Origin of the sequence: Hyphomonas sp. (assembly GCF_013823385.1) — a bacterium.
Taxonomy (GTDB): Bacteria; Pseudomonadota; Alphaproteobacteria; order Caulobacterales; family Hyphomonadaceae; genus Hyphomonas.
The window spans coordinates 1-25961 of record NZ_PNMA01000034.1; the positions used below are offsets into that span (position 1 = coordinate 1).

Consider the following 25961-nt stretch of genomic DNA (forward strand, 5'->3'; position numbering starts at 1 on the left):
CCATTCACCTGACAGCGCGCATCAGGCGCGGCGCATGAATACCGTCTGCGCCTGGCAGAATTCCAGCAGGCCGTCCTGCCCGCCTTCGACGCCGATGCCGGATTGCTTGTGCCCGCCAAATGCAGCATGCGGCGAAAGGTGCTGGCTCTCATTGATCCACACCGTCCCGGCCTGAAGCTGCGAAGCCAGCGCCTGCGCCCGGTCAAGATCCTTGGTCCAGATCGAGGCGCCCAGGCCATAAACCGTTGCGTTCGCCCGGCCGACGACTTCGTCGATGTCATCAAACGACATCAGCGGCAACACCGGCCCGAACTGCTCCTCCTGCACGATCCGCGCGTCTTCCGGCGGATTGTCCAGAATGGTCACCGGCACGAAATAGCCCGGCACATTGGAAGAATTCCCGCCGATCAGGAATTTGTAGCCCTTGTCCTTGGCGTCCTGGATCAGCTCCAGCACGCGCTCATATTGCGCCTTGTTCTGGATCGGCCCGATCTGGGTGCCCTGCTCGGCCCCGTCGCCAACCTTCACGCTGGCGGCATAGTCAACGATGGCCGCTTTAAGTGGTTCGTACACGTCCTTGTGGATGTACATCCGCTTGGTCGCGATACAGATCTGCCCGGCATTGCGGAACGCCGCCCAGAACAGCTGTTCGGCCACTGCCTTCACGTCCACATCCGGCATCACGATCGCCGCGTCATTGCCGCCGAGTTCCAGCGTCACCTTCTTCAGATCCTTCGCCGCGCTCGCCATCACCTTCTTGCCGGTCTCAGTCGATCCGGTGAAGCTCACCTTGTCGATATCCTTGTGCGCCGTCAGCCAGGGACCGAGCCGGTCGGAGCCGGAGATCACATTCACCACGCCCGGCGGCAGGATGCCCCGGATCAGCTCGCCGATCTTCAGCGTCGTCAGCGGTGTCGTCGGCGCCGGTTTGACCACCACGGTGTTCCCCGCCAGCAGGGCCGGGGCGAGCTTGAACATCATCAGGATGATCGGGAAGTTCCACGGCACAATCGCCGCCACCACCCCAATCGGCCCGTACCGTGTCACCGCCAGGCGCTCGGGCGAGTCTTCGGAAACATGCTCTGGAATGCCCAGCTTGGCCGTTTCCATCAGCCAGTGCGCGCCGCCCAGAACATCGCCCATCGCATCGGGATGCGGCTTGCCCTGCTCCCTGGTCAGAAGGCGCGCGAGGTCCTCGCCATTCTGCGCAATGACGCCGGCAATCGCCTGCAGCGCATCGCGGCGTTTCTCGATCGGCGTCGCCTTCCAGGCCGGCAGTGCTGTGCGCGCCGCCGCGACCGCCTCGTCAAGTTGCGCCTCTGTGCAATCGGGCGCCTGCGCAAAGACCGCGCCGGTTGCCGGGTTCTCCACGCCAAAGGTCTCGCTGCCCGAAACCGCCTTGCCGTTGATCGTCATCGTGAAAGTCTGGGACATCTGGTTCGCTTCCTCGGTCTGGTGTCTGGTTGACGCAGGCTAAGCCAGACAAAATCAAAACCGAAGACCAAATTTGCCCCACTCTCCCTAGGGAAGGTTGCCGCTTACGGAAACGGCGCGGGAAGCAAGCTCCCCGCGCCCGGCACCATCACAAAAGCCGGCCTTGAGGCCAGGCTCCCCTTACTGTGGCGTGCCAAACTCGTCAGTGGGCTCTTCGGCGGGCACAGCCGGGTCAAGCGTTCCGGTCGTGGTGTCCCCGCCCGGAATGCCAGGCGTGGGGCCCGGTTCCATGACCTCGGGGATTTCCCCCGGCTGCGACCCGACCGGCGGCACGGGCTCAGCATCCGGAAGCGTCGTTCCCGGCACCATGGGCTCGGCGGTATCGGGATCGGTGGTCTCCGTGGTCCGGTCGAACGCTGGCTCGATGGGCCCAATCGGCTCCGGCTCATTTCCGCAGGCGGCCAGCGCGACGCCGGCCAACAGGGCAACGCTCATACCAAGTGCTGCTTTACGCATTGTTCCGCTCCTTCCGTGACTATACGGTAACAACGCGCGGTGTACTGATCGGTTCCAGCGTGTTGACGTCCCAGCTGCCATGCGTGCCTTCACGGAAGCGGCCATCCTGAAAGGTCTGCACATTCAGCGCCAGGATACCGTCGCGCACCGACAATATATTGAACGCAGGCGGCTGTATCCGCAGCCGGGTGGACAGGGTGCCGGCCGTAATGGCGAGATAGCCGCCCTCCCCTTCGCGTATCAGCTCTGCATGCGGCGTATGCACATGGCCGGTCAGCAATATCTGCACCGGACTTGCCGCAAGCCGCCGGCTGGCTTCCTCGCCGCGCTTCGTCGCGGTCTGAAGGCCGGCTTTGGCGGGCGAAATAAAGGGATGGTGGCAGGCAATCATATGCAGGCCGTCTGCGTCTGAATGGGCAATCGCCTTGTCCAGATCGTCAAGATCAACGCGGCCCTCCGCCCAATTCATGCGCGTCTGCCATCCACGAGAGGTATTCAGCCCCCGGATGGAAACCCCGTCAAGGTCCAGCGGGCCCGCGCGGCCGCTGAAATACCGGTCATACCGGCCAAATGCATCTGACGCGCGCGCAGGCAGGTTAAGCAGGGGCGTATCATGGTTTCCGGGCACACAGAGGATAGGTGCGTGGAAGCCGGAAAGCCATTCCTGCGCCGCGTCGAACTCGTCCCTTTTGCCCCGCTGTGTCAGATCGCCCGAAACGACGATGGCGTTGACTTCCAGCTCCCGTACCAGATCGCCGGCGGCCGTGAGGGCTTCCTTGTTTTCACGGCCGAAATGCAGATCCGCAAAATGAGCGATCTTCATGCCTCACCTCCCGCCACCAGAACACAGGCGGCCTTCTGAATGTAGGAAATCGACAGCACCTCTCCAGGCTCGCAAGGTTCACCATCAATGGTCGCAGGGATCGCTTTTCCATCCGCATGCCGCATGCGTATGGCGGTCGCTCCCTCGGCATGGAAGTGAGCGCTTTCCCGCCAGCCGCGCGCCAAAGCGTCCATCGCTGATGCCGCGAGATCCAGATGGTTGTCCGGTGCGATCACCGCAATCTCGAGGCCGTCTTGCTCGGCCGGGATGACGGCCACAGCGGTTGCCGGGCATTCCCTCAATGTACCGGGCTGATCCACTTCGACCTGGATATTGCTTTCAATGTCCAGCGCGTCCCGATCCGTCAGGATGCTGACAGCTTCCAGGATGGCGCCTTCCCTCACCGCTTCGCGGGAAGCGCCAATATGTGTCAGCTGGCCAAACAGCGCTGCCACGTAGAAGCGTTGACCGCCCACCTCCCCGGCCGCTATCCAGCTCGGCTTGGGGGCCTTCAGCACGCTGTGGACAATCTTCTTCCAGTCAAGTTCATCATGGTGAAGCCGCTTGGGCAGAAGGTTCATCGTACCGCCCGGCAGAACCAGAACCGGCACGCTCCCATTTGCCGACTGAAGCACCGCGCAAATCGTGCCATCGCCGCCCCAGACCGCGATAGCCTCGCAGCCAGCGGACATCAGGGCCGCCACCTGATCTTCAAGAGCCACCTCGAGATCGGCCGGCAAAACCGCCTCATGCCCCTCTTCCGCAATGAAAGCCGCGAGTTGCGCCCGGCCATCTTCCGGAACAGAGCCGGATTTTTCATTTACAATAATGCCGAGTCTCATCTGTCAGGTCTCCCGGATGTTCAACGCATGGGTATCCGGAATGTTCCGGTTCCGGATCAGTGAGAAATAATACTTGGGCGTTTGGGAACTCACCGCTGAGCCGTGCGTTTTTGATACATCTGCAGCTTGCAAAAGGATTGCAAAATGAAAAAGTCGATGAGTATTCCCCTTCTCGCTCTGGCCACTATTTTCCTCGCGGCCTGCAACACGGTCAGAGGTGTCGGCGAAGACGTCCAGGCGGGCGGCGAGGCCATCGAAGATACGGCTCGCGCCACCCAGGAAGAGCTTTCCGAGTAAGCCGGCCAATTCCCCAATAGATCAGAAAGGCGCGCCTCGAAAGGGGCGCGCTTTTTCCATTGCGCCAGAAGAAATGCCAGCTCAGCCTGGCCGTTCGTGGTGAACCATTTCGCTTACTGAAAAGGCGAGTTCGATATGGATTTCATTCTCCGCGCCGCTGTCGACCGATACGGTGCCGCCGATCTGGCGGGCAAAGGCCGACAGGAACAGGCTGGTGTCGCGGTCGATCTCGCTCTTCCCGCTTGCGCTGGCATTGCCGCAGGTGAGCTTCAGCTGGCAATTGCCGTTGTCCCGGTCAAAATGCAGGATCACATCAGCCTCATCTTCATCGGGGCACAGAAGGCCGACCGCCTCGAGCACAAACATCCCAAGGGGCACAGCCATGTCTGCCGGCAGCAGGCCGGGGGTGACATCCGGAATGATATTGCGGCCGCCATCAACCCAGCCTTTCTGTTCATCGACCTGGTTGCAGATGGCATTGAACAGATCCAGCGCCTCAACCGTATCGAGATCGCCCTCATTCAGCAGAGTGTGGTGAACCGCTGCCATCATGGCCACGCGGTGGGCAGCAACCTTCAGCGCCGCCTGCGTTTCCGGCAGCGGCTCGCCGCGCCCCTGAAGCTTCAGCATACTGAGCATAACCTGAAGGTTGTTCTTGACCCTGTGATGCACTTCCCGGAAGGCCGCCTTCATCTGCACAAGGGCGCGCTGCATATCTGATTCATGCGTGGTTACGCGGCTGGTGAGATCGTCAAAGGCTTCGGCCACCTGCTGCATCTCCAGCGGGGCGCGGGAAAGCTCCGGCGCAAGGGGCATGTAGCGCGCAGAGCTGCGCATATCCTGAATGCGGATGCGGATCCGCTCCAGCCAGCGCAACACCATGGCGTCGGCAATCCAGCTGGCGGCCAGAAGCGCGGCCAGATAGGCGAGGATCGGCACGAGGAAAGCGAGAATGCCCTCCGCGCGCTGGGGCGGCGCGGGCGAGCCCACCATCAGCCACAGGCCCTCCGTTCTGAGCGGCAGGAGCACGACATCCAGGGGCGGCCCCTGCTCCGGGGTCAGACGATAGGTTCTCTGGTTCAGCGTTGCGCCTTCGCTGATCCACTCCATCGGCACACCGGCCACGATATTGGAGCCGATTACCTCTCCGCCCCGCACCACCAGAGCGGTAGTTGCCGAGCTGGTTTTTGTCACCTCCGCGATCCGGCCAGCGATATCTGGCAGCGACATGCTTAGGCCAATCGAGCCGGCAAAATGACCCTGTCCGTCGTTCACCCGGTGCAGCATGTAGATGGCAGGGTCGCCCAGGGCCATGCTGCGCTGGCCGCTGACCTCGATGGACTCCACCCCCTTGCGCAACCGGTCGTTCCATTCCAGCTGCGCCATCGGCCTGCCTACAATGTCTTCGCCGATCTCGCTGCAGGTAACGATACCCTCTGCGTCAAACCGCAATGTATTGCGCAGCGGCAGGTCCAGAGGCCCCATTCGGCTGGCAATTTCGCTACAGGAGGGGCCGGCGCTTTCCGAAGCGATCATCCGCAGCGCCGTGCGCGCGCGCACAAGCATCGCATCTGTCTGGCGCACCCGGTCCTGCGCGCCCTGCTGAAGCTCGTGAAAACGGATCTGGCGGGAGAATTGCTGTTCGCTCCAGGCGTTGATGGCGCCCATGATCAGGAGCGGGCTGAGCACCACCGCCATAGCAGAAATCACCTGAAGCCGGAGGCTCAGGCGTTTCCGCTTGGCGCGCCCCTCCCCGCCCGTCTGCGTCATCCGTTATGCCGGCTCAATTCGTCAACCTGGCCCATGATGTCGTTGAAGGCGGCTTCACCCGAGGTGACATTGGAGCCGCTGGCTCCTGCCGGGCCGCCGTCTTCGGCGTTCAGCAACTCGGCGAGGGCCTTGCGGGCCCGGCTGACCCGGCTCTTGATCGTGCCTACGGCGCACCCGACGATTTCGGCGGCCTCCTCATAGGCCATGCCGCCCGCACCGATCAGGATGATGGCTTCGCGCTGGTCCTGGGGCAGATGCACAAGCGCGTTGCGCAGGGCAACCAGCTCAAGGCCCTTGTCAGGATCGTCCGAGGCCACAAGCGTCGCCTCGGCAACGCCGGGCTCAAGCCCCGTCGAACGCCAGCTGCGCCGCTTCTCCGAATAGAAGGAGTTCCGAAGAATGGTGAAGGTCCATGCCTTGAAACTGGTATTCTCCGTGTAGCTCTCGCGGGCATTCCAGGCTTTTAGAAGCGCGTCCTGGACAAGATCGTCGGCCTGCACCGGATCGCCACAAAGGCTGCGCGCAAACGCACGCAGATGAGGCGTTACCTCCATGAGCGCCGCCTTGAAGTCCGAAAGGGACAGTGCCTGGGTGGCGGTCATGCTTCACCATCAGGTCGCGATTTCGCTCCAGCCTTGGCTTTCGCCTCGGCCTGCTCAAGCAGCTTGAAGAAATCATCCGGCACAGACTCCCCCACAACGCCGTCATACATCTCGCGGAGACGCTCGCCGATGGCGCGGTTACCAAGACGGCGCTGGCTGCGCCGCCCGTCGGGGTCTTTGCCGTTCAGTTTTCCAGACTCACTCATCTTCTAGCCTTAAATTCCGTTCACTTGCTGCTTGATCAGCCAAAATGGGCCAAATGGCCATATTCGTGCCATAAACGCCTCGACCATAGATAGGTTCCATGGCAAACTGCACTTGGTGAATTTTTTCTTCAGCACATGAAACCAATCTGCGTCCCGCGCGTTGTAACGCTCGGATAGCATAGAGGTTCCATTATGAGTCTGATCGCCCAATACGGCCCACATCTTCCGTTTCTCCGCCGCTACGCGCGGGCCCTGACGGGGTCACAGGAGAGTGGTGACGCGTATATCCGGGCCTGTCTGGAAGCCCTGAGCGAAGACCCCGGCCTGATGGTGGAAGCTTCGTCGCCCCGCGTCACGCTGTACCGCTTTTTCCATGCGATCTGGTCAACCACCGGGGCACGGCTGGAAACGGCGGGCAAGCCGGGCGGCTCCTCGCCGGAAGCGCGCCTGCGCAAGCTGGCCCCGATCCAGCGGCAGGCCTTCCTGCTGACCACGCTGGAAGGTTTCAGCCGGCCTGAAGCCTGTGAAATTCTGGACAAGAGCCCCGCCGAGCTGGAAAAGCTCATCGACGCCGCGCACCGTGAGATCGAGCAGCAGCTGTCCACCTCTGTCCTCATTATCGAGGACGAGCCGATCATCGCCGCCGACCTTGCCAATCTCGTCGAGGATCTGGGGCACACCTTTGCCGGCAATGCGGCCACCCGCAAACACGCCGTTGATCTTGCCCGCCGGGTGAAACCTGGCCTCATCCTCTGTGATGTTCAGTTGGCAGATAATTCCTCCGGCATTGATGCCGTCCAGGATATTCTGGCCGATTTCGACCTGCCGGTCATCTTCATCACGGCATTCCCGGAGCGGCTGCTGACCGGCGAACGGCCGGAGCCAACCTACCTCATCACCAAGCCGTTCCAGGATGATACGGTGAAGGCGGCCATCAGCCAGGCCCTCTTCTTCCACGCCCAGCCTGAACCGCAAAACTGACCGCCGTTTGGAACCAACCGCTTTCTCCTTCGTTGATCCGATGAGGACACTGAAAGGAGAAAGCGATGGCTACCCCCCATATTTCCAGTCGTAAATCGCGCGGCCGCGCAAACGGCCACGACAAGAAATTAGCGGCTGCTGCTGCAGCGGCTAGAGAAGACCTTCATGCGGCGCAGGAGGCGGCAGAAACATTTGTTTCCGCTGTCAAATCGTCGGCCAATCACTTCACTGAGCATCTCGGTCGCGCCGTGGGCGACAAGGTTGTGAGAGCACAGCATAGCGCCGAAACCGTTGCCGAAAAGGCTGTTGATGCGCGCCACCGCCTGGAAGACACGATCCGTGAACGTCCGCTGATGTCCGTTGGCGTTGCCGCTGGCGCCGGCGTTCTTTTGGCTCTGCTGTCCCGCCGCTAAAACATGGTTGGCAGTCTCAAACTTCGCGTCATCATGATGGCCGGCGGGTCCGTAATCGGGCTCGCCGGTGCAGGCGCCCTTACCTGGGCAGGGGTCGTTGCCCTTGCGCCCTATATGGGGCTGGCAATGTCCGGCGCGCTCGTCGGCGGTCTGCTCCTTCTTGGCGCGGCCATTGCCATGTGGAAAGCCACACGCCCTGCCGTTCCGATGGAGGAAGAATTTGCTGGCGTGACGGCCGCAGCCGCCAACACGGTGGCCTACCTCCGGGATGACACGCTCGATACGCTGACGGGCATGTCCATAAACGCAGTCAGCAACATGGTCGAGAAACGCCCCCTTCTCACATTGCTCGGCGTAGGTGTTGCCGCCTATGCTGTTGCCCGCGCCCCGAATACGAGCGTTGGCATAATGGATCGCATGCTGTCCCGTCTTGTCTGACCGGACATATCTGGGGGCGCACAATGACACTTCCGCAAGCGGGCATCTTTGCCATTCTCGCCCTGACCGCCCTGCTCTTCATTTGGGGCAGATGGCGGCATGATCTGGTCGCCCTCGGCGCGCTGATCGCATGTATTCTCGCCGGGCTCGTGCAGCCCGGCGACGCCTTTTCAGGCTTTGGGAATCCTGCGGTGATTACGGTGGCGTCCGTCCTCATTCTCAGCTTTGCGCTGCAGACCACAGGCGTTGTGGACACATTGACCGCGCGCGTTCTGCCTTCCCGCTCGGGCAGCACGGTCTCAATTATCGCGCTTTCGGCGCTCGCCGCCGGGCTGTCCGCCTTCATGAACAATGTCGGCGCGCTGGCGCTGCTGATGCCGATTGCCATCAAGACGGCCGGCCGTCTCGGCGTCGCGCCAGGACGCGTGTTGATGCCAGTCTCCTTCGCCTCCATCCTCGGCGGCATGACAACCCTTACCGGCACGCCGCCAAACCTCATCGTCGCAGGCTTCAGCGGCCAGGACGGCAGCACGGCCTTCACAATGTTTGATTTTGCCCCGGTTGGCCTTGCCGTTACGGCGGGCGGACTTCTGCTGATTGCCCTCGGCTGGCGGCTCGTTCCGGCGCGAGAGCGCGCCGACCTCTCCAGCTTCGAAACCGCGCCCTACATAATCGAAGCCCGCATCAAGCAGGACTCTTCCATCATAGGCCAGTCGCTGCGTGACATCGAATACCAGCTTGACACAACCGACGCCCAGATTGTTGGTCTCCTGCGGGACGACCGCCGCATAGCGGCGCCCAGCCCCTATCGTGAAGTCCGCGGCGGCGATGTTCTGGTGATCGAAGCCGATCCAAAAGCCATCGGTGACGCCCTCTCCAAACTTGGCCTGAGCCTCGACACCATCGAGAAGGCCGAGGAAGAGATGCGGGAGGAAAAGGAAAATCCGGAAAATTCGGGCAAGGATGAAAAGGAAGCCCAGCAGGAAAGCCGGCTACAATCGGGCGATGTCATCCTGATGGAACTGGCCGTGCGCCCCAACGCGCTTCTGCTGGGGCTCACCATCAAGCTCATCGAGCTGCGGCGGGAGTTCGGTGTAAACCTGATTGCCCTGTCGCGTGACGGCAAGGAGTCCATGGCGCGCCTGAACTCTACGCCCATTCGCTCCGGCGATGTGCTGCTTGTTCAGGGCAATGCCGACTCGATCCTCGAATTTGCAAACCGCTATGGCTGCGTGCCCCTCGCCGAGCGGCCGCTGAAGATCCCGAACACGCGCAAGGCATTCCTCGCCGCTGCAATCATGGTGCTTGCAGTGTGTGGCGCGGCCTTTGGCCTGCTGCCAGCAGCGATCACATTCGCGGCAGGCGTCCTCGCGGTGGCTGTGTTCAAGGTCGTGCCCCTGCGCAAGTTGTACGAGCCCATCGACTGGCCGGTGATCGTGTTGCTCGGCGCGCTCATTCCTGTCGCAGGGGCCATGTCGACGACCGGCGCCGCCGATCTTCTGGCCCAGGGTCTCATCACGGCTTCAGGTGGCGCCAACCCCGTCTACACCATGATCATTCTGCTGATCGTCACGATGACACTCTCCGATTTCATGAACAATGCGGCAACCGCCGCCGTCATGTGCCCGATCGCTCTGGGCGCCGCCGCCCAGCTTCAGGTTAATCCGGACACCTATCTCATGGCCGTGGCCGTGGGGGCCTCCTGCGCCTTCCTCACACCCATCGGCCACCAGAACAACGCGCTCATTCTGGGGCCAGGCGGCTTCCGCTTTGGCGATTACTGGCGCCTCGGCCTGCCGATGGAAGTTGTGGTGATCGGCGCCGCGACGCCCATCCTACTGTGGGCCTGGCCCCTCTGACAAATGCGATTAGGTGAAGAAAGGTATGGAACCTAAGAAGCTCAGGCACGTTCCCTTTTTACAGACCGAAAGAGTGGTCATTTGACAAAGGAGACTTCCATGCTTGGTTGGGCACTGACATTCTTTATCCTTGCAATCATCGCGGCCCTGCTGGGCTTTGGTGGTATCGCTGGCGCCGCCGCCAGCATCGCAAAGATCCTTTTCTTCGTATTCCTGGCGCTTCTCGTGGTCACATTTGTTGCCCGCGCGCTCCGGGGCCGGAGCATCACCTGACAGAACCTCCCCTGTCATCCCTGTACCTCAAAGGGCGCCCTCCGGGCGCCCTTCTTTTGTGAAAGAGGCTCAAATCGGCGGCTTCTGAAGCTCCAAAGAATATTTGGCGGAATTTCAGGGAACTGAATCAATATTGGGGCGTTGCTAAGATATACCAAGCAAACAATTCGAACATGGACTGGAGAACGCCATGACTAACAAGAACACCGTTAAAGGCGTTGGCAATCAGGTTGCCGGCAATACCAAGGAAGCGGCCGGCAAGGTTACCGGCAACAAGAAACTTGAAGCCGAAGGCCGCCTTCAGGAACTGAAGGGCGATGCACAACGCGCGGCCGGCAAGGTTGAGGACAAGGTCAAGAAATCCATCGACCAGAACCGCAAGTAATCCGGAAAGTCCCCATCAGGACACGGAGGAACTACAGGCGCCGCGTCAGCGTCCCCCCACCCCCCACGTGAGGCGCCTGTTCCGCCACCCAGCCAAGGTTGGGTGGCGGTTTCCGTTCTGACAGCAATGTTTCGGGTAGTCTCTGCCGAGAATGCCGGCGCCCTCAGTCGGCAGCCTCATCGGCCATCTGGTGCACCAGGGAGAAATCAACGCGCAGCCCATCCTCGTTCATCACGCGGGTAACCTGTCCGCCGGCCGAGCTGACAATACGCTGGATAACCGTCAGCCCCGTGCTCGTTGAGGAAGACGCTTCGGCTGCAGCGTCTGGAACATCCTGCAACGGCTCGATCCAGGAAAGATGCAGCCATCCGTCCTCAATGCGGCCTTCGCAGTGGATCTCGCCTCCGTTGCGCAGGGCGCCATACTTCAGGGAATTTGTCGTCAGCTCTCCGATCACCACGGCGATCACGCGCATCTGCGCTTCATCGACCAGGCAATCGGGCATGCCGTTCACATCAATCGTGTCTTCCGAAACACCGGCGGCATCCACCAGGTCGGCAACAAGAGACCGCAGCGGGAAATCGCTCGACGCCTCGACCAGCTTTCCTTGCGCCACAGCCAGTGACGAGAAACGGGCCACGAGATCCTCGGCGAAGCCTTGATGCTCCGGCGTCTGCCGCGCGCTGATCTTGGCGATGGCGCTGGCCACGGCAAAGGCGTTCTTCAGCCGGTGGCGCATTTCCAGGGCAATGGTGTCGTACATTTTCCGGTTGGTGACCGCGTCGGTCACGTCTTTGGAAACGACCAGCACCCCGGTCACCTCTCCCGCAGCCTCCTGGATCGGCGACACGCGCACATCCCACCATTTCGGCCGGCCGCGCGCTGTTGGGCAAAATCCGCGAAAGTCAGTTGTCTCCCCAAGGGCGCCCTTGGCAGTCGCCTCTTGAACCAGGGGATGAGATTCCAGCGGCCAGAGTTCCCACCAGTGCCGGCCAACGACATCCATCTCGGCACTCAACTGGCGGGCTGCAAGCCCTGCCGGGTTCATGTAGCGGATGCGGCCTGCAGTATCGAGAATTTTGATGCAATCGCGGCTGCTCTGGAACAGGGCGGTGAGGATGGGGTCGGAAAGACTCGATGAAAGATCGTCCTTAGAGACGGCCCGCAAAGCGGCATCTGGTGCCGGGCTGCGATGCATTGCACCATACTCCTCGCTCGGTCCCACGGCAGAATTGCCCTCTTTCACTTCCCCCACACCAGAAAGAAGCGGAAATGTTTGATTTGCGCAAGCCCTGGTTGCCGGTCTAGCCGCAATTGGGGTGGATTGGTTAACGGCAAGCAAACCCTCCGAAGCGGCATGGGCGCCGGCCTGGCTTTGAGGCGAATGCCTCTGGAGCCGGCCGAAAATGTTCTCTATACGGATTTTAATGACACAGCCCCTGCGATTCCAGATTCAACCCATGTTGAGCTTCGTGAATCTCGAGACCGCCTCAGGAGACAAAAAGGCACCCACATCTTTACGCAACAAGCTGGCAACTGGATTTCTGATCTGAAAGATTTTTTACAGACGCCTCATTGTGTCACCTGCGCGACAGAAACGGCATCTTATCCGCGTATGACGCTGAGAACCTCAAGGCTGTGGTCGCGCCCATCCGGCCCGCGCCAGGAGATTGCGCCACCCGCGCGCAGCCCGATCAGCATCGCGCCGACCTGCGTCAGCACGGAAATTCGCCGCGCGGCAATATTCGCCTCATTGGGATAGACCAGCCAGAAATCGTCATAGAGCGTGCCATCATAAGTGAAGCGCACCCGGTCATGCATCCGCACCACATCCAGCGGCACGTCTTCCACAGGCGTAATGCGGGCGCGCGTCAGTTCTTCGATCAGGGTTTCGGCTGCAGGCTCTCTGCCCTGAACGGCGTGGGCAAGATCTGACAGGCGTTCAAGTTCTTCATCCGTCACATAGACGGGCGGGCGGCTGGTGGTGGTGGGCATAGTGACTCCGAATGCGTGAAAGCGCCGCCGCCGTTTTTGGCGGGGCTGCTGATTGTTTTTGGGTGAAATGCGGTCTCTCCCCTGATTGCGCCCAGGTTACAGGCAGAATCAGGGGCTAGCGGCGTGCGGCAGCACGCGCAGCGGAAATGAAAAGGAGAGCCGTCTTCAACGTCATGGCTACCAACATGGCCACACCAGCGGGGTAGTCAAGCCGTTCAGTCAGTCAGGCGGCCATCCCACGCCCCCTTCCGGGCGCCGGGGCCGGGATGAGGCGCCACGTCCCTCGGACTGACCTCTTCGCCGCATTCGGAGCAGGTCAGCACGCTGCGGAAGTCATGCCCGCAGGTCTTGTGCCGGTGCAGAAGCGGGGGCCCCTTCTTTCCGGCGTAATGTTCATCCCCCCAATGCACGAGGCTGATGATCACCGGATAGAGGCCCAGGCCCTTCTCCGTAAGCCGATATTCATGGCGCAGCGGCGTCTGGCTGTAGGCTACCTTCTCCAGAACGCCATGATCTACCAGATGCTGCAGCCGCTCGGTCAGGACGCGGCGCGCAATGCCGAGATTTTGCCGGAACTCATCAAACCGCCGCACACGGAGAAATGCCTCACGCAGCACCAGCAACGTCCAGCGGTCGCCCACCACCGCCATCGCGCGCGCCAGCGAACAATTCTCCCGGTCAAGATCCTGCCACTTCATTCAGCCACTTTAAGCATTGACTTGATCTTAATTCAAGACTTACTTGTCCGTTAACAGAGGGAAGCTTCGATGCAGGACCAGAAACCACCCGAACGAAACGCCACCTGCGCCATTATCGGCGCGGGAGACTTCATCGGGTCGGCCATTGCACGCCGGTTCGCGGCAGAAGGCTACACCGTCTTCGCGGGCCGTCGCACGGCGGAGAAACTGGAAAAGCTCAAAAGCGAGATCGAAGGCTCCGGCGGCAGATGCATGGCTCGCGGCCTTGATGCCCGCAAGGAAGAAGACGTCACCGCCTTCCTTCAGGAGGCCGACGCGCATGCCCCGCTGGAGGTCGTGATCTCCAATCCCGGCGCAAATGTCTCTTTCCCCCTGCTGGACACCAGCGAACGCGTCTTCTTCAAGGTGTGGGAGATGGCCTGCAAGGCGGGTTTTCTTACGGGGCGGGAGGCCGCCCGGCTGATGCTGGCGCGCGGCAAGGGGTCTATCTTCTTCACCGGCGCCACTGCCAGCCTGCGCGGGGGGATGGGCTATGCCGCCTTCGCCAGCGCCAAGGGTGGCCTGCGCCTGATGGCACAGTCCATGGCACGCGAACTTGGCCCTCAGAACATTCACGTCGCCCACCTCGTCATTGATGCCGGTGTGGATACTGATTTCGTCAGGGACCGGATCAAGTCTGCGCGCGGTGAAGAGGCGGTGGCAAACCTTGCCCCCGACACCCTGATGGAGCCCGCCTCCATCGCAGATGCCTATTGGTATCTGCACCAGCAGAAACGAGACGCCTGGACCTTCGAAATGGACCTGCGCCCCTACAAGGAGACCTGGTAATGAAGACCGTTGAATTTCAGTTCGATTTCGGCAGCGCCAATGCCTATCTCGCCCACAAGGTGGTGCCGGAGATCGAAGCGCGCACCGGCGCCCGCTTCAACTATGTGCCCGTTCTGCTCGGAGGCGTCTTCAAGCTGACGAACAACCAGTCCCCGATGCAGGCCTATGCCAACATCCCCAACAAGCTCGCTTACGAGCGGCTGGAAATGGACCGCTTCATCCAGCGCCACAACATCCCCTTCGTGATGAACCCGTTCTTCCCCGTCAACACGCTGCTGATGATGCGCATGGCTACCGCTGCGGCAATGGACGGCGGCCTGATGGAACTGGTCAACGCTACCTTCCCGCTGATGTGGGAGCAGGGCCTGAACATGGGCGACCCTGATGTTGTCGCAACACATCTCTCCGCCGCCGGCATTGACGCCGCGCGGCTGATAACCCGCGCCCAGGAGAACGATGTGAAGCAGCGCCTGATGACGACCACGGAGAACGCCGTGAAGCGCGGCGCGTTCGGCAGCCCGACCTTCTTTATCGGTGACGACATCTATTTCGGGAAGAACACTCTGCCAGAGGTGGAAGCGCGCCTCACCGCCTGAGTCGCCCCCTGTTCATTGGAATACGATACGGGCAAGCCGAGCGCTTGCCCGTTTTTTTTGCGGCGCCGCACAAAGAAACTGCATTCGCCGCCTGATCCGCAATAAACTCTACACATCAGCGCCTAAGAGTTTGCGCCTGATCCTCCCAGGCGCTCACTGACCCTGCTCTGCAGAACTGCATGGAGGGACCCATATGCTGCAAACGATCCGCAAGACGATAAAATCTCAAATCAGCGTGCTGGCGCTCATCAGCGCGGCGGGGATTCTGCCGGCTTTCGCCCAGGCTGCAGACGCTCCCGCCACGGATGATCAGGCGGTGATGGAGGCGGTGGTCGTTGAAGGCCGCCGCATATCGCAGACGGATCTTGCCATTGGTGTGGGCCAGGCGACCAATACCGTCGCCGTTACGCGAGAAGAATTGCTTTCCGCGCCGGGCGGCATCTCCGGCCTCAAGATGCTGGAGACCTTACCCGGTTTCAACGTCCAGACGGATGGCGCCCTGGGGCTCTACGAGTTTGGCAACTCCGTGACCGTCCGCGCCTTCAACCTTCAGCAGATCGGCTTCGTGCTCGATGGCGTTCCCATGGGCCGCTCCGATGCCTTCGGCGGCAGCCCTATCTTCCGCTATGTGGACAATGAAAACCTCGGCTCAGTGGTTGCCTCTCCCGGCGCGGGCGATGTCTCCCTGCCAAGCTACGCCTCGCTCGGCCCCATCGTCTCCTACAATTCCATTCTGCCCAGCGACAAGATGGGCGGCATGGCCGCCATCACCATCGGCGACGACAATCTCCAGCGTACCTTCCTGAAGCTCGAAACCGGCCGCATCGGCGGCTTCTCCGCCTATGTCAGCCGTTCAAAGACGGATAGCGACCTGTGGCGCGGCGCCGGCTCGATTGACCGCGAACACCTGGAAGGCAAGCTGCGCTATGACTTCGACAACGATGCCTTCCTCCAGCTGGGCTATGTCAGCAACGACTTCTTCGACTACGACTCCCCGTCGATGAGCCGTAGCAGGTACGAGCAGAGCGGCCGCGAATACGGCTATCTCGGCGCGGTCCCTGAGAGCTGCATTTCTCCGAGACCGGGCGTTCATGACTTCAACGGCGACGGCGTGATCAATGGCAGCGACTTCACCCCCGTTTTCACCCAAGACACATGCATGGAGTACTATGAGGACCGGATCAACATTCGTGACGACAAGCTCTACTCCCTGAAAGGCGGCCTGCCGATTGGTGAGACAATCAAGCTGGAAGCCACCGCATACTATGAAGACAAGGATGGCTATGGGGTCTCGCCAGACGCCTATTCCACCACACTTGGTATCTATAACCGTCAGCGTACAGCCGGATTGGATGTCGTCCATCCCCGCGGCGTTCAATATGGCCTCTCAGGGGTCGGCGGCATCCGCAAGGGACTTGTCGCTGGGCTGACATGGGAAGTTGCCAATCACACGATCGAAGCCGGCTTCTGGACCGAAAAGGACGAGTATCACCGCACGCAGCTGCGCCTGAACAAGACGGGCGGCACGGCCGATGGTGATGTGATCTGGGATGAGGTGGCCTATTACCGCCGAGACTACGATTCCCAGCGCGATACCAAGCAGTACTACCTGAAAGACACGGTTCGCCTGCTGGATGACAAGCTCGCTCTGGAACTCGGCCTGAAGCTTCTGGACATCGACTACGCCCTGGACGGCTACCGCGATTTTAAAGATTATGAAGTGTTCAAGAGCCCAGTCTCAATCCGCGCTTCCTATGAGAGCGACCCCCTGCCGATGATCGGCGCGGTCTATTCCCTCAACAGCACGGATCAGATCTTCAGCTCCTTCTCGCAGAACTACGCCCTGCCACGCGGGGCTGACGACATCTTTTCAACCGCGTCGAGCTTCGATGCTCCGGATGCGGAGAAATCTGACAACTTTGAAGTCGGCTTCCGCACCAACCGCCCGACCTTCAACGGGGCCATCTCGGCGTTCTATACAAGCTTCCAGAACCGGCTTGTGACCAATAATGTTCGGAACCCGGTAACACTCGAAAACGAAACCATCTACATCAATGCCGGCGGCACGACGGCGTATGGCTTTGAACTCTCGGGTGTGTGGAACCCGGAATTCCTCAACAAACAGCTCTATGCGGATGTCAACCTCACCTATAACCGCGCTGAACTGGATGATGGCTTCGGCGCGAACCCCGCAGGAAGCCGCCTTGCAGACAGCCCGGAATGGCTGTTCACCGGCGGCGTCACCTGGGAGCCCACCGAATGGCTGGTGGCGAACATCTCCACCAAATACACCGGTGAGCGCTATGCTGACTTCACCGAAGCATCCGCGACACCCGGCAACCTGATGGAAAGCTACTTCATCTGGAGCGGCTACATAGATCTCGGCGGCCCGAACAATTTCGGCCTTCCGGAAAATGTCAGCCTGCGGTTCAACATCGACAACATCTTCGATGAAGACACCCTCGCTTTCACCTTCACGACCACAGGCACCGGCGGCGCCACCTTCCGCCCCCTCAATCCGCGCACCGCTCAGGTGACGCTCACGGCGAGGTTCTGATTATGCCGCTACTATCAAGGGTCTCTGTCTTATGATCTTCACGCCTGAAACACTGCTTTTCATTGCGGCCATGCTGGCTGCAGGCGCGCTGGCAGGGTTTGTGGCGGGACTGTTCGGGATCGGGGGCGGCTTCGTGGTCGTCCCCGCACTCGCCTCAGTACTGACCATTCTCAGCGCCGGGTCGGACGCGATCGCGCCGGACAAGATCATGCACGTTGCCATCGGCACATCGCTGGCCACCATCATCTTCACGTCCATGCGTTCGGTTCAGGCGCACGCCAAACGGGGCGCGGTCGACTTCGAGATATTGCGAAGCTGGACGCCCTGGGTCGTTATCGGCGTGCTGCTTGGCCTGCTGGTCGCGCAGTATCTGGATGGCCACGCCCTCAAGGTCACTTTCGGCGTTGGCGTTTTCATCATGTCCTGGCACTTCCTGTTTCCGGTGCTCATGCGCCGCGGACCGGTATCCAATGAAATGCCAAAAGGCTTCATGCGCGGCGGCCTCGGCAGCGTGCTGGGCGGCTATTGCACGCTGCTCGGCATCGGCGGGGGCACGCCCGCCGTCCTCATCATGACCCTCAGTGGTCAGCCCATGCACCGCGCGGTGGCCACTGCCGCCGGCTTTGGAACGATCATTGCCGTGCCCGGAACAATTGGCAGCATCATCGCCGGTTTTGGCCAGACAGGCCTGCCCTTCGGGTCGCTCGGCTATGTCAACGTCATTGCCGCCCTCGCCATCACATCCATGAGCGTCATCACCGCGCCCTGGGGCGTGGCCGTGGCGCACCATCTCAACGCGGTTCACCTGCGCCGGGCGCTGGGCCTTTATCTGCTCGTCACGTCCAGCATCATGCTGGTCTCCGCCTTCTCGCCGCCATCGCGCAGCGCCACCCCTTTCAATGTTGAAACCGCCCCGGCGGTGTCCACACTCAGCGCCGACATTTCGGTACAAAATCTGGAGCAAGACCATGGGATATAGACTTACACGCCGTAACCTCTTTTCAGCCGGTGCCAGCGCGGCGGCCGTCGGGCTCGCAGGCTGCGCCACCACCACCTCGGCAACCGCTTCGGCCGCCGCAGAAGCGCGCGGCGCCTTCCCGCTGGAGCCGAAGGAAGCCAGCCTGTTTGGCCCGGAACCCGGCCTTGCGCTGCTCTCCCGCAACGAGAACCCCTATGGCCCGGCCCCTTCGGCGCTGAAGATGATTGAAGCGGCCGCGCGCAAGGGCGCCTATTACACCAATGAAGAGGCCACAAAGACGCTTGCAGGCATGATCGCAGAGCGCCACGGCGTATCGCCCGAGCAGATCGTGATTACCACAGGCTCAGGCGAAGCGCTCAGCGCGCTGGCCCTCATCTATGGCCCCAAGGGCCCGATCGTCGCGCCCCGCCTCTTCTGGGATACCACCGCGCTTTACGCCGCCAAGCTTGGCCTGGCTGAAATCACGCGCATTCCGCTTACGGAAGACATGAACATGGACCTGCCGGCCATGGAAGCGGCCATCACGGCGGAAACCGGCATGGTCCAGCTCTGCAACCCGAACAACCCCACCGGCATCGCCATGCCCGGCTCGGTCATCCGCGCGGCCGCGTCCCGGATGGCGGCGAAAACCACCGTCGTGGTCGACGAGGCCTATATCGAACTGGTGGATGATGAGGCCTCGATGACCTGCATCCCGCTGATCAAGGAAGGCAAGGATGTCATCGTCACCCGTACCTTCTCGAAGATCTATGGCATGGCCGGCATCCGCGTCGGCTATACCATCTCCTCAGCGGAAACAGCCGAGAAAATCCGCTACACGCAGATGTCGTGGACACCCTGCACCTCCATCGCCGCCGCCATCGGATGCTATAACGATGAAGCGTTCATCGCCGGCTCCAAATCGAAGATCGTCGAAGCCCGGCAGATGATTACCGCCACGCTGGACACGCTCGGCCTGCCCTATCTGAAGTCCCAGACGAACTTCGTCTACTTCCAGAGCGGCATGCCCGCCAACGATCTGCAGAAGGCCATGGCGGCAGAGCAGATATCCATTCGCGGCCAGTATATGGACTACACACCCTGGAGCCGCGTTTCGACCGGCAAGCTGGAAGATGTCGACCGTTTCTGCAAGGCCTTGCCTCGCCTCATCAGCGCCTAGGGGGCATGGGCGGGTTTATGATCTGCCTGCGAAATTTAAGAAATACACATCCGGAAAAATGCTCCAACGGCCCGGATCGATCAAATTTGATCGATCCGGGATAACCGGAATTCAACGTGGAATATACATAACGGCGCGGTAACCAAGATGTCCGGAGGGACGTGTTTTCCGTGCTCAGCTATCCACCGCCACGCTTTGAACAACAGAAATCCGAAGTGCTTCAGCGCTACCGGATTCTGAAGAGCGAGGATATTCACAACGCGGATCACATCGCACGCGCAGCTTCCCTGGCGCTGGGTGCCCCCATCGTGATGGCTGCCCTCAACGAACGCTATCGCAACTGGTATCGCGCCTCCCACGGCGTTTCAGAGGATCAGTTCGACTGTCTGCAGACATTCTGCGCGCCCGCCAGTCTGTCTGATGAAGCCTTTACAATTGCCGATGCCCGGCTGGAACCCTACTTTGCGCGGCAACCCGCCGTCATCGGCGCTCCCCATGTCGTTTTCTTTGCGGGCGCCCCGCTCCACGATCCAGACCGGAAACGCTTCGGCACCCTCTGCCTGATCGGCAGCCAGCCGCGCACGCTCACGCTGGAAGAAATCATTCTCCTCAAAAACATGGCGCACATCGTCAGCCAGGACATCTGCGTCTGCAGCGCGGGGCGGTATGCGGTGCAGGATCTGATCAATGCCGAGGAAGACCGTTGCGCGCTCTATGATCTCGCCGTCACCGATCCGCTGACGAAGGCGCTGAACCGCCGCGCCTTCTTCCGCTTCGCCGAGCGGGAAGTACAGCGCGCGCAGCGCCACAATCATCCGCTCAGTGTCCTGATGTTCGACATCGACCACTTCAAACGGGTCAACGATGTCCATGGCCATGCAGTTGGAGACGAGGTCATCCTGCGTCTGTCGCGACTGGTGGCTGACACTATCCGCGACACAGACCTGCTCGGCCGGCTCGGGGGCGAGGAGTTCGGGCTCATCCTTCCGGAAACCGGAATTGAGGCGGCGCTCCTGCTGGCAAACCGCCTGCGGGAAGCCGCCCGTGGCCTCAGCTTCAAAAGCGCCGAAGGCAGCTTCAACGTCAGCATCAGCATGGGCGTCAGCCAGCTTGAATCTGCGGAGAGTGACATCAGCGCCTCCCTCGACCGGGCAGACAAGGCGCTCTACCGCGCCAAACGCCTCGGCCGCGACAGGGCCGAGTTGATGCCCGCCGGCCCGGAAGGCGCCCAGATCATTCCGCTGCCTCTCGCCCGCAGAGCCGCCGGCGCAGCCTGACGCTCGCGGGGCATCAGGTCGCAGATGCACCGTCGAGCGGCCCCAGGCATCTCATGCCGGGCTCAAGCCCCGCCAGCGCCAGATTTTCGCGGATTGTCGCCCCGCCAATCACTTTCTCCGGCGCAATCTCGGCCAGAGGCGCCAGCACGAAACTGCGCAGCAGCATGCGCGGATGCGGCAGGATCAACCTCTCTTCGGTGATCTCCACATCGTCATAGTATAGAACATCCATATCAAGTGTGCGCGGCCCCCAGCGCAAACTGCGCTCGCGGCCATGTGCCCGCTCAATGGCAAGGCAGGCTTCCAGCACCTCCATGGGCGAAAGCGATGTGTCGATCAGCACGCAGGCATTGAGAAAATGCGGCTGGTCTTCAATGCCCCAGGGCGGCGTTTCCCAGAGAGACGACACCGCCTTTACCTGGATGCCGTCCCGATTTTCCAGCGCCTGCACAGCGCCCGCAAGATGCGCCCTGCGATCTCCAAGATTGGAACCGAGCCCGAGCGCCGCTTCAGCCATGGCGTTCCCGCTCGATGGCGATGCCGACATGATTGACGATATGCCGGATGGGCGCGCGCGGCTTGCGGATCTCGACACGGACTTTCTGGATTGGCGGGAAATTCGCGAAGATCGCCGAGGCAATCCGCTCCGCCAGCGTTTCGATCAGGTTGAACACTTCGGTCTCCGAAACACTGGCGACCAGATCACAGATCTCGCCATAGCAGACGGTATCTTCCATCACATCGCGCGGCGGCACGTCCGTGTGCATGTCGCAGGTGATGTCCACCTCGAAGATCTGGCCGAGCGCCTTCTCCGCCTCCTTGAGGCCGTGATAGCCGTGGATGCGGAGATTGCGGATGATAATCTCAGTTTTCATGCCCTGCCTCTTCGATCGCCTGATACAGGCGCAACATATCGGTGTGCTCAGCTACATCATGAACCCGCAGCACGCGAGCGCCCCGCTGCAGCGCCATCAGATGGGCGGTGAGCGTGCCAGCAAGGCGATCATTTACAGCCCGGCCCGTGACATGGCCGATAAAGCTCTTGCGGGAAAGCCCCACCAGAACAGGGCAGCCATACGCCGCCAGCGTTTCCAGCCCGGCGATCACCTCCAGATTCTGCCGGATCGTCTTGGCAAAGCCCACGCCAGGGTCCAGCCAGATACGCTCTTTCGGGATGCCGTGACGCGCCGCTGTCTCGAAGGCCCCGTCAAAGAAGGCGCGCATATCGGCCACTGCATCGACCGCTTCGTCAGCCGTGCCCCGGTGATAGGTGATGACGATGGCCGCGCCCGTATCGGCAACGGTGGCGGCCATCTCCGGGTCGCCGGTCATGCCGGTGACGTCATTGATGATCACTGCGCCGGCATCTATCGCGGCCCGCGCAACGGAGGCTTTCACCGTGTCGATGGAGAGAGGCGCATCCATCTGGCGCGACAGATGCCGGATCACCGGGATGACACGCGCAAGCTCCTCTGCGGCCGAAACCGGCGCAGCACCTGGCCGGGTGGACTCTCCGCCAATATCAATGACGGCCGCGCCCTCTGCCAGCATCCGCATAGCCTGAGCTTCGGCGGCTTCGAGTGTCGTGTGCCTTCCGCCATCGGAGAAACTGTCGGGCGTGACATTGAGGATGCCCATGATGACCGGCTCTGCGCGTACCCGCGCCAGTATCCGGTCTCGCCGCGCCACATCAATCATCGAAGGCCCCTTCCAGAAGCGCGTGGCCCAGCTGGATCAGCGCGGGCGGCAGTGACGTATCAAGGCTGCGCCCGGCAAAGGTGCTGACAGGCTGGAATATCCGCAGGCTGTTGGTCAGGAAGATGCCGTCCGCCTGGGTCAGACGGTCCGGCGTCAGACTTTCCTCGGCCGTTTCAAACCCTGCGCCGATTGCGGCCTGAAGCAGCCAGCCCCGGACAATGCCCGGCATCGCGCCATCCGATACCGGCGGGGTCACCAGCCGGTTGCCAAAGCGCGCAAACACATTGGCGGCAGAGGCGCAGGCAACTTTCCCATCCGGGGACAGCAACAAAGCCTCTTCATGGCCTGCCGCCACCACTTCCCGCAGGGCCATGATATTATCCGTATAGGACAAGGTCTTGTGCCGGGCGGTGGGTGAGGTCGAATTCCGGCGGATGGCGCTGATGCCAAGGCGGACCGGCGGCATCGGATAGGGCATTTCCATGGGCGAAAAGCGCGCCATCAGGGTTGGCGCGCCGGCTGTCTCCCCCGCCAGTCCGCGCCCGCCGGGGCCGCGCGTAACCGTCAGCCGCAACGCGCCCTCTGCGCCGCCGGGAACGGCTTCTCCGGCAAGCGCCTCCAGCGCTTCGGGGGTAACCTCAATCCCGAGCGCCGCCGCATCGCCGGTCAGGCGAGCCAGATGTGCTCGCATGAGGATGATCCGCCCACCGACCACACGGGAGGTGTCAAACAACCCATCGGCCAGCAGCAATCCGCGATCTGTGAGATCAAAAGGCTGAACATTTTCAGCCCCGGAAACGGACTGGTGTATCCGGATCATGTCTGCCTCCAGGCGCGGGCGATATTGAGGAAATTCTTCAGCAATTCTGGTCCGCATTCGGTGAGAATGGATTCCGGATGAAACTGGATTCCGTACACAGGGCGGGAAATGTGCGACAGAGCCATCACTTCACCTGAAGGCGAAACAGCGTCGATCACCAAATCCCCCTCCGCGTCCGGCGATGCCGCGATCAGGGAATGATAGAGCCCGACATCGAAGGCAGAGGGCAACCCTGCGAACAGGCGCAATCCGGTATGCGTGATCCGGGCGGCGCGGCCATGCGCAGGCGATCTGGCGCGCCGGACCGGCCATCCATGCGCCGCCGCAATCGCCTGATGACCGAGGCAGACGCCAAGGATGGGCAGGCGCTCTCCCAGAACCCTGATCGCCTCCAGCGAGACGCCCGCCTCTGCCGGAGTGCAGGGGCCCGGCGAAATCACCAGCGCCTCCGGCGCCATCGCCTCAATCTCCGCAACCGTGATCCGGTCACTGTCGGCCACTTCGATCTCGCAGCCAAGTTCGCTGAAATAGCGGGCGAGATTGAAGACGAAGCTGTCCCTATTATTCAGCATAAGGATCATGATGTTTTCACCGGCAGCGCAGACCTTCCCATGATCCGTTCTGCCTTCAGGCAGATTTCCTCATGCTCCGCCTCCGGATCAGAGAGCAGCGTAATGCCTGCGCCCGCCCAGAGCCTTGTTTCGTCTGGCAATATTTCCAGCGTGCGGATCAGGATCGAGAAATCCATCGCGCCATCATGGCCGATCCAACCCATCGATCCGCAGAAGATGCCCCGCGCTTCAGGCTCCAGCGCGTCGATAATCTCCATCGCGCGCAGCTTCGGCGCGCCGGTGATCGAGCCGCCGGGAAACACCGCCGCCAGAAGGTCTGCCGCCGTCTGCCCCGGCGCCAGTTTTCCCTCCACCGTCGAGACGAGGTGGTGAAGGTTTGCAAAGGTCTCCAGCCGGCAGAGGGAGGAGACCGACACCGAAGCAGATGTGCAGACCCGCGAAATATCGTTGCGGAGCAGGTCCACGATCATCACATTTTCTGCCCGGTCCTTCTCCGAGACGAGCAGCGCGGCGCGGGCGGCGGTATCTTCGGCCGCGTCTTCGCGGCGCCGGATGGTGCCCTTGATGGGCTCTGCCTTCACCCGGCCTTCGCCATCGGCGCTGATCAGGCGCTCGGGCGAAAAACTGGCAATGGCGCGCCCCTCAAACACACCGAACGCAGAAAAGGGCGCCGGCGATCGGGCCCGCCCCTGAAGATATTGCGCAAATGCCGCTTCCGGGGAGAGCGGCCCGGCCGTCCAGAGACCGGAAATATTGGCCTGATAAACATCTCCGTCGCGAATATATTCCTTCACGCGGGAAACGCTGGCCTGATAGCCGCCCGGCGCGCTGCGCGGCGTCCAGGAGAGGGCTTCCGGTGGAGGCAGCGGGGGGACCGGCGCGGCCAGCCTCTCTTTCAGGCGCCTGATTTTCTCCTTCGCCAGTTGCTCATCGGGCGCAGTATCGCCCGCCCACAACCCCGCAGAATAAATGTGGGCCGCTTGAGCACCATGATCGAAGGCGATCACGGTGTCATAGAGGCCAAACTCCAGTGCCGGCGTCAGGACGGGGCTGTGGCGCGACTGGAAGCGGCCCATGAAGGCGGGCGCAAAATCGTAGGAGAGATAGCCCGCAGCCCCGCCCTGAAACGGCGCGCCGCCGTCAATGCGGGCTATCTGGCGCCCGCCAATCCAGGCGCGCAGCCTGCCGGCGGCCTCTGCGGCCGCGTCCAGCTGCAGCCGGTCCACCGGCCAGACGCAGATATAGGAATATCGCGCGCCGGGATGGTCCGGGGCGGCGCTGTCCAGCCAGAGGAAGCCGTCCTCTCCCCGCAGGGCCATTGCGGCGGCAACAGGATCGAAGGAGGGCAGCGCTTCAGCCAGCATGGGCGCTTCTCTAGCCTGCGGCAGGATTGGCGGAAAGGCGCTGCGGCTCTGAATGCGGCTTGGGCAGGACATTTCGCCCCGCCGGGGCCTTCTGCGGGGAAAGGGTGATGATTCAGAAACCGGTTTGCCGTAAGCAGGCCTCATGCGACCCACCCGCCTTCTCTTCTGGCTTCGCCGTCTTGTGGCTGCCCTTCTGATGGTGTCGCTGGTGGCGACGCCTGCCCTGGCGGCGGCAGAAAGCCCTGAATCGCATAGCGAAATTACCTTTGCCTGTGACGACGAAACCGAAGTTTCCGGCGAGGCCGGCCATGCGCACGACGCCCATGGCCATACGGCGCATGGCTGTGGCACCTGCCATTTCCACTGGCTGGGCAGCAAGGCGGAGATGCCCGTGTTTACAGGGCGAGTGGCCCCTGCTGGGACGGATGTGACGGCGGCGCCGCTGGTGCGGCTGGCGGCGGCGGGGCCTTACCGGCCGCCTCGGGGCTGATCTTCAGAGCATTTCGAGGCTGGAAAATCCTTCTGGCCGGTTCTGGATCAATCCGAGGAAAAAACCCTTGTTTTTCAAAATCAGAGACG

At 61.7% G+C, this 25961-nt stretch carries 30 protein-coding genes; 14 read left to right on the forward strand and 16 right to left on the reverse strand.

Features of this window, described 5'->3' with window-relative positions; genetic code table 11:
- Positions 1-21: 21 nt before the first annotated feature.
- The 4 genes from C0456_RS16335 to C0456_RS16350 all read right to left on the reverse strand — a co-directional run bounded on the left by C0456_RS16335 (position 22) and on the right by C0456_RS16350 (position 3615).
- On the reverse strand, positions 22-1434 hold the full coding sequence (locus C0456_RS16335; RefSeq protein ID WP_291054272.1) for an aldehyde dehydrogenase family protein: 1413 nt from the start codon (positions 1432-1434) through the stop codon (positions 22-24).
- A 180-nt stretch (positions 1435-1614) separates the two neighbouring features.
- Positions 1615-1950: a hypothetical protein gene (locus C0456_RS16340; RefSeq protein WP_291054274.1), complete on the reverse strand. Its 336-nt coding sequence runs from the start codon at positions 1948-1950 to the stop codon at positions 1615-1617.
- 19 nt (positions 1951-1969) lie between these two features.
- Entirely contained in the window at positions 1970-2773 is an 804-nt protein-coding gene (locus tag C0456_RS16345; protein WP_291054275.1) for a metallophosphoesterase, read from the reverse strand.
- Entirely contained in the window at positions 2770-3615 is an 846-nt protein-coding gene (locus C0456_RS16350; protein WP_291054277.1) for a diacylglycerol kinase family protein, read from the reverse strand. Before C0456_RS16350 ends, C0456_RS16345 begins: the two co-directional genes overlap by 4 nt.
- 156 nt (positions 3616-3771) lie before the next feature.
- Between C0456_RS16350 and C0456_RS16355 the strand changes: the two genes are divergently transcribed.
- Positions 3772-3912 (forward strand): entericidin A/B family lipoprotein, encoded by a 141-nt coding sequence (locus C0456_RS16355; RefSeq protein ID WP_367179296.1) that lies wholly within the window; start codon positions 3772-3774, stop codon positions 3910-3912.
- Between the two features lie 81 nt (positions 3913-3993).
- Here C0456_RS16355 and C0456_RS16360 read toward each other — a convergent pair whose 3' ends face one another.
- From C0456_RS16360 to C0456_RS16370, 3 genes are read right to left on the reverse strand one after another with little or no spacing between them, the layout of a single operon-like run.
- Positions 3994-5682, reverse strand: a complete 1689-nt coding sequence (locus C0456_RS16360; RefSeq protein ID WP_291054281.1) for a sensor histidine kinase — start codon at positions 5680-5682, stop codon at positions 3994-3996.
- Positions 5679-6284 (reverse strand): sigma-70 family RNA polymerase sigma factor, encoded by a 606-nt coding sequence (locus C0456_RS16365; protein WP_291054282.1) that lies wholly within the window; start codon positions 6282-6284, stop codon positions 5679-5681. Before C0456_RS16365 ends, C0456_RS16360 begins: the two co-directional genes overlap by 4 nt.
- The gene (locus tag C0456_RS16370; protein WP_291054284.1) at positions 6281-6490 is read right to left on the reverse strand and encodes a NepR family anti-sigma factor; all 210 of its coding nucleotides are present in this window, start codon (positions 6488-6490) and stop codon (positions 6281-6283) included. Before C0456_RS16370 ends, C0456_RS16365 begins: the two co-directional genes overlap by 4 nt.
- Before the next feature lie 192 nt (positions 6491-6682).
- On the opposite strand from C0456_RS16370, the gene C0456_RS16375 reads away from it, so the two are divergent.
- From C0456_RS16375 to C0456_RS16400, 6 genes are all read left to right on the forward strand, one after another.
- Positions 6683-7471: a response regulator gene (locus C0456_RS16375; protein WP_291054286.1), complete on the forward strand. Its 789-nt coding sequence runs from the start codon at positions 6683-6685 to the stop codon at positions 7469-7471.
- Between the two features lie 65 nt (positions 7472-7536).
- Positions 7537-7884, forward strand: a complete 348-nt coding sequence (locus C0456_RS16380; protein WP_291054288.1) for a hypothetical protein — start codon at positions 7537-7539, stop codon at positions 7882-7884.
- A gap of 3 nt (positions 7885-7887) precedes the next feature.
- Positions 7888-8322 (forward strand): hypothetical protein, encoded by a 435-nt coding sequence (locus C0456_RS16385; protein ID WP_291054290.1) that lies wholly within the window; start codon positions 7888-7890, stop codon positions 8320-8322.
- 23 nt (positions 8323-8345) lie between these two features.
- Positions 8346-10181 carry an SLC13 family permease gene (locus C0456_RS16390; protein ID WP_291054292.1) on the forward strand — a complete coding sequence of 612 codons (1836 nt, stop codon included), beginning with the start codon at positions 8346-8348 and terminating at the stop codon, positions 10179-10181.
- A gap of 99 nt (positions 10182-10280) precedes the next feature.
- Positions 10281-10454, forward strand: a complete 174-nt coding sequence (locus tag C0456_RS16395) for a DUF1328 domain-containing protein (protein ID WP_290916619.1) — start codon at positions 10281-10283, stop codon at positions 10452-10454.
- A gap of 190 nt (positions 10455-10644) precedes the next feature.
- Positions 10645-10839 carry a CsbD family protein gene (locus C0456_RS16400; protein WP_291054294.1) on the forward strand — a complete coding sequence of 65 codons (195 nt, stop codon included), beginning with the start codon at positions 10645-10647 and terminating at the stop codon, positions 10837-10839.
- A gap of 163 nt (positions 10840-11002) precedes the next feature.
- Here C0456_RS16400 and C0456_RS16405 read toward each other — a convergent pair whose 3' ends face one another.
- The 3 genes from C0456_RS16405 to C0456_RS16415 form a co-directional block, all read right to left on the reverse strand.
- Positions 11003-12037 carry a PAS domain-containing protein gene (locus tag C0456_RS16405; protein WP_291054310.1) on the reverse strand — a complete coding sequence of 345 codons (1035 nt, stop codon included), beginning with the start codon at positions 12035-12037 and terminating at the stop codon, positions 11003-11005.
- Positions 12038-12444: 407 nt separating this feature from the next.
- On the reverse strand, positions 12445-12834 hold the full coding sequence (gene rnk, locus C0456_RS16410; protein ID WP_291054312.1) for a nucleoside diphosphate kinase regulator: 390 nt from the start codon (positions 12832-12834) through the stop codon (positions 12445-12447).
- 215 nt (positions 12835-13049) lie between these two features.
- Complete coding sequence (locus tag C0456_RS16415; protein ID WP_291054314.1) at positions 13050-13532, reverse strand: helix-turn-helix domain-containing protein; 483 nt, start codon at positions 13530-13532, stop codon at positions 13050-13052.
- 69 nt (positions 13533-13601) lie between these two features.
- Between C0456_RS16415 and C0456_RS16420 the strand changes: the two genes are divergently transcribed.
- The 6 genes from C0456_RS16420 (at position 13602) to C0456_RS16445 (ending at position 20928) form a co-directional block, all read left to right on the forward strand.
- Positions 13602-14360, forward strand: coding sequence for an SDR family NAD(P)-dependent oxidoreductase (locus C0456_RS16420; RefSeq protein WP_291054316.1), 759 nt, complete (start codon positions 13602-13604; stop codon positions 14358-14360).
- A complete protein-coding gene (locus C0456_RS16425; RefSeq protein WP_291054318.1) occupies positions 14360-14956 on the forward strand; it encodes a 2-hydroxychromene-2-carboxylate isomerase in 597 nt (198 codons plus the stop codon). The genes C0456_RS16420 and C0456_RS16425 overlap by 1 nt, the downstream gene beginning before the upstream one ends.
- Before the next feature lie 193 nt (positions 14957-15149).
- Positions 15150-17513, forward strand: a complete 2364-nt coding sequence (locus C0456_RS16430) for a TonB-dependent receptor (RefSeq protein WP_291054320.1) — start codon at positions 15150-15152, stop codon at positions 17511-17513.
- Positions 17514-17544: 31 nt separating this feature from the next.
- Positions 17545-18492 (forward strand): sulfite exporter TauE/SafE family protein, encoded by a 948-nt coding sequence (locus C0456_RS16435; protein WP_291054322.1) that lies wholly within the window; start codon positions 17545-17547, stop codon positions 18490-18492.
- Positions 18482-19651, forward strand: a complete 1170-nt coding sequence (locus C0456_RS16440; protein WP_291054324.1) for a histidinol-phosphate transaminase — start codon at positions 18482-18484, stop codon at positions 19649-19651. The genes C0456_RS16435 and C0456_RS16440 overlap by 11 nt, the downstream gene beginning before the upstream one ends.
- Positions 19652-19821: 170 nt before the next feature.
- A complete protein-coding gene (locus tag C0456_RS16445; protein WP_291054326.1) occupies positions 19822-20928 on the forward strand; it encodes a sensor domain-containing diguanylate cyclase in 1107 nt (368 codons plus the stop codon).
- 13 nt (positions 20929-20941) lie between these two features.
- Here C0456_RS16445 and folK read toward each other — a convergent pair whose 3' ends face one another.
- Genes folK through C0456_RS16475 form a run of 6 tightly spaced genes read right to left on the reverse strand, consistent with a single transcriptional unit; the run spans position 20942 to position 25382 of the window.
- Positions 20942-21445 (reverse strand): 2-amino-4-hydroxy-6-hydroxymethyldihydropteridine diphosphokinase, encoded by a 504-nt coding sequence (folK, locus tag C0456_RS16450; RefSeq protein WP_367179298.1) that lies wholly within the window; start codon positions 21443-21445, stop codon positions 20942-20944.
- Positions 21438-21803 (reverse strand): dihydroneopterin aldolase, encoded by a 366-nt coding sequence (gene folB, locus C0456_RS16455; protein WP_291054330.1) that lies wholly within the window; start codon positions 21801-21803, stop codon positions 21438-21440. The genes folK and folB overlap by 8 nt, the downstream gene beginning before the upstream one ends.
- Positions 21793-22626 (reverse strand): dihydropteroate synthase, encoded by an 834-nt coding sequence (folP, locus tag C0456_RS16460; RefSeq protein ID WP_291054332.1) that lies wholly within the window; start codon positions 22624-22626, stop codon positions 21793-21795. Before folP ends, folB begins: the two co-directional genes overlap by 11 nt.
- On the reverse strand, positions 22619-23446 hold the full coding sequence (locus C0456_RS16465; protein WP_291054334.1) for an aminotransferase class IV: 828 nt from the start codon (positions 23444-23446) through the stop codon (positions 22619-22621). The genes folP and C0456_RS16465 overlap by 8 nt, the downstream gene beginning before the upstream one ends.
- Positions 23443-24027 (reverse strand): aminodeoxychorismate/anthranilate synthase component II, encoded by a 585-nt coding sequence (locus C0456_RS16470; RefSeq protein ID WP_291054336.1) that lies wholly within the window; start codon positions 24025-24027, stop codon positions 23443-23445. The genes C0456_RS16465 and C0456_RS16470 overlap by 4 nt, the downstream gene beginning before the upstream one ends.
- On the reverse strand, positions 24024-25382 hold the full coding sequence (locus C0456_RS16475) for an anthranilate synthase component I family protein (RefSeq protein WP_291054338.1): 1359 nt from the start codon (positions 25380-25382) through the stop codon (positions 24024-24026). Before C0456_RS16475 ends, C0456_RS16470 begins: the two co-directional genes overlap by 4 nt.
- 142 nt (positions 25383-25524) lie before the next feature.
- On the opposite strand from C0456_RS16475, the gene C0456_RS16480 reads away from it, so the two are divergent.
- A complete protein-coding gene (locus C0456_RS16480) occupies positions 25525-25872 on the forward strand; it encodes a hypothetical protein (protein ID WP_291054340.1) in 348 nt (115 codons plus the stop codon).
- The last annotated feature ends 89 nt before the right edge of the window (positions 25873-25961 follow it).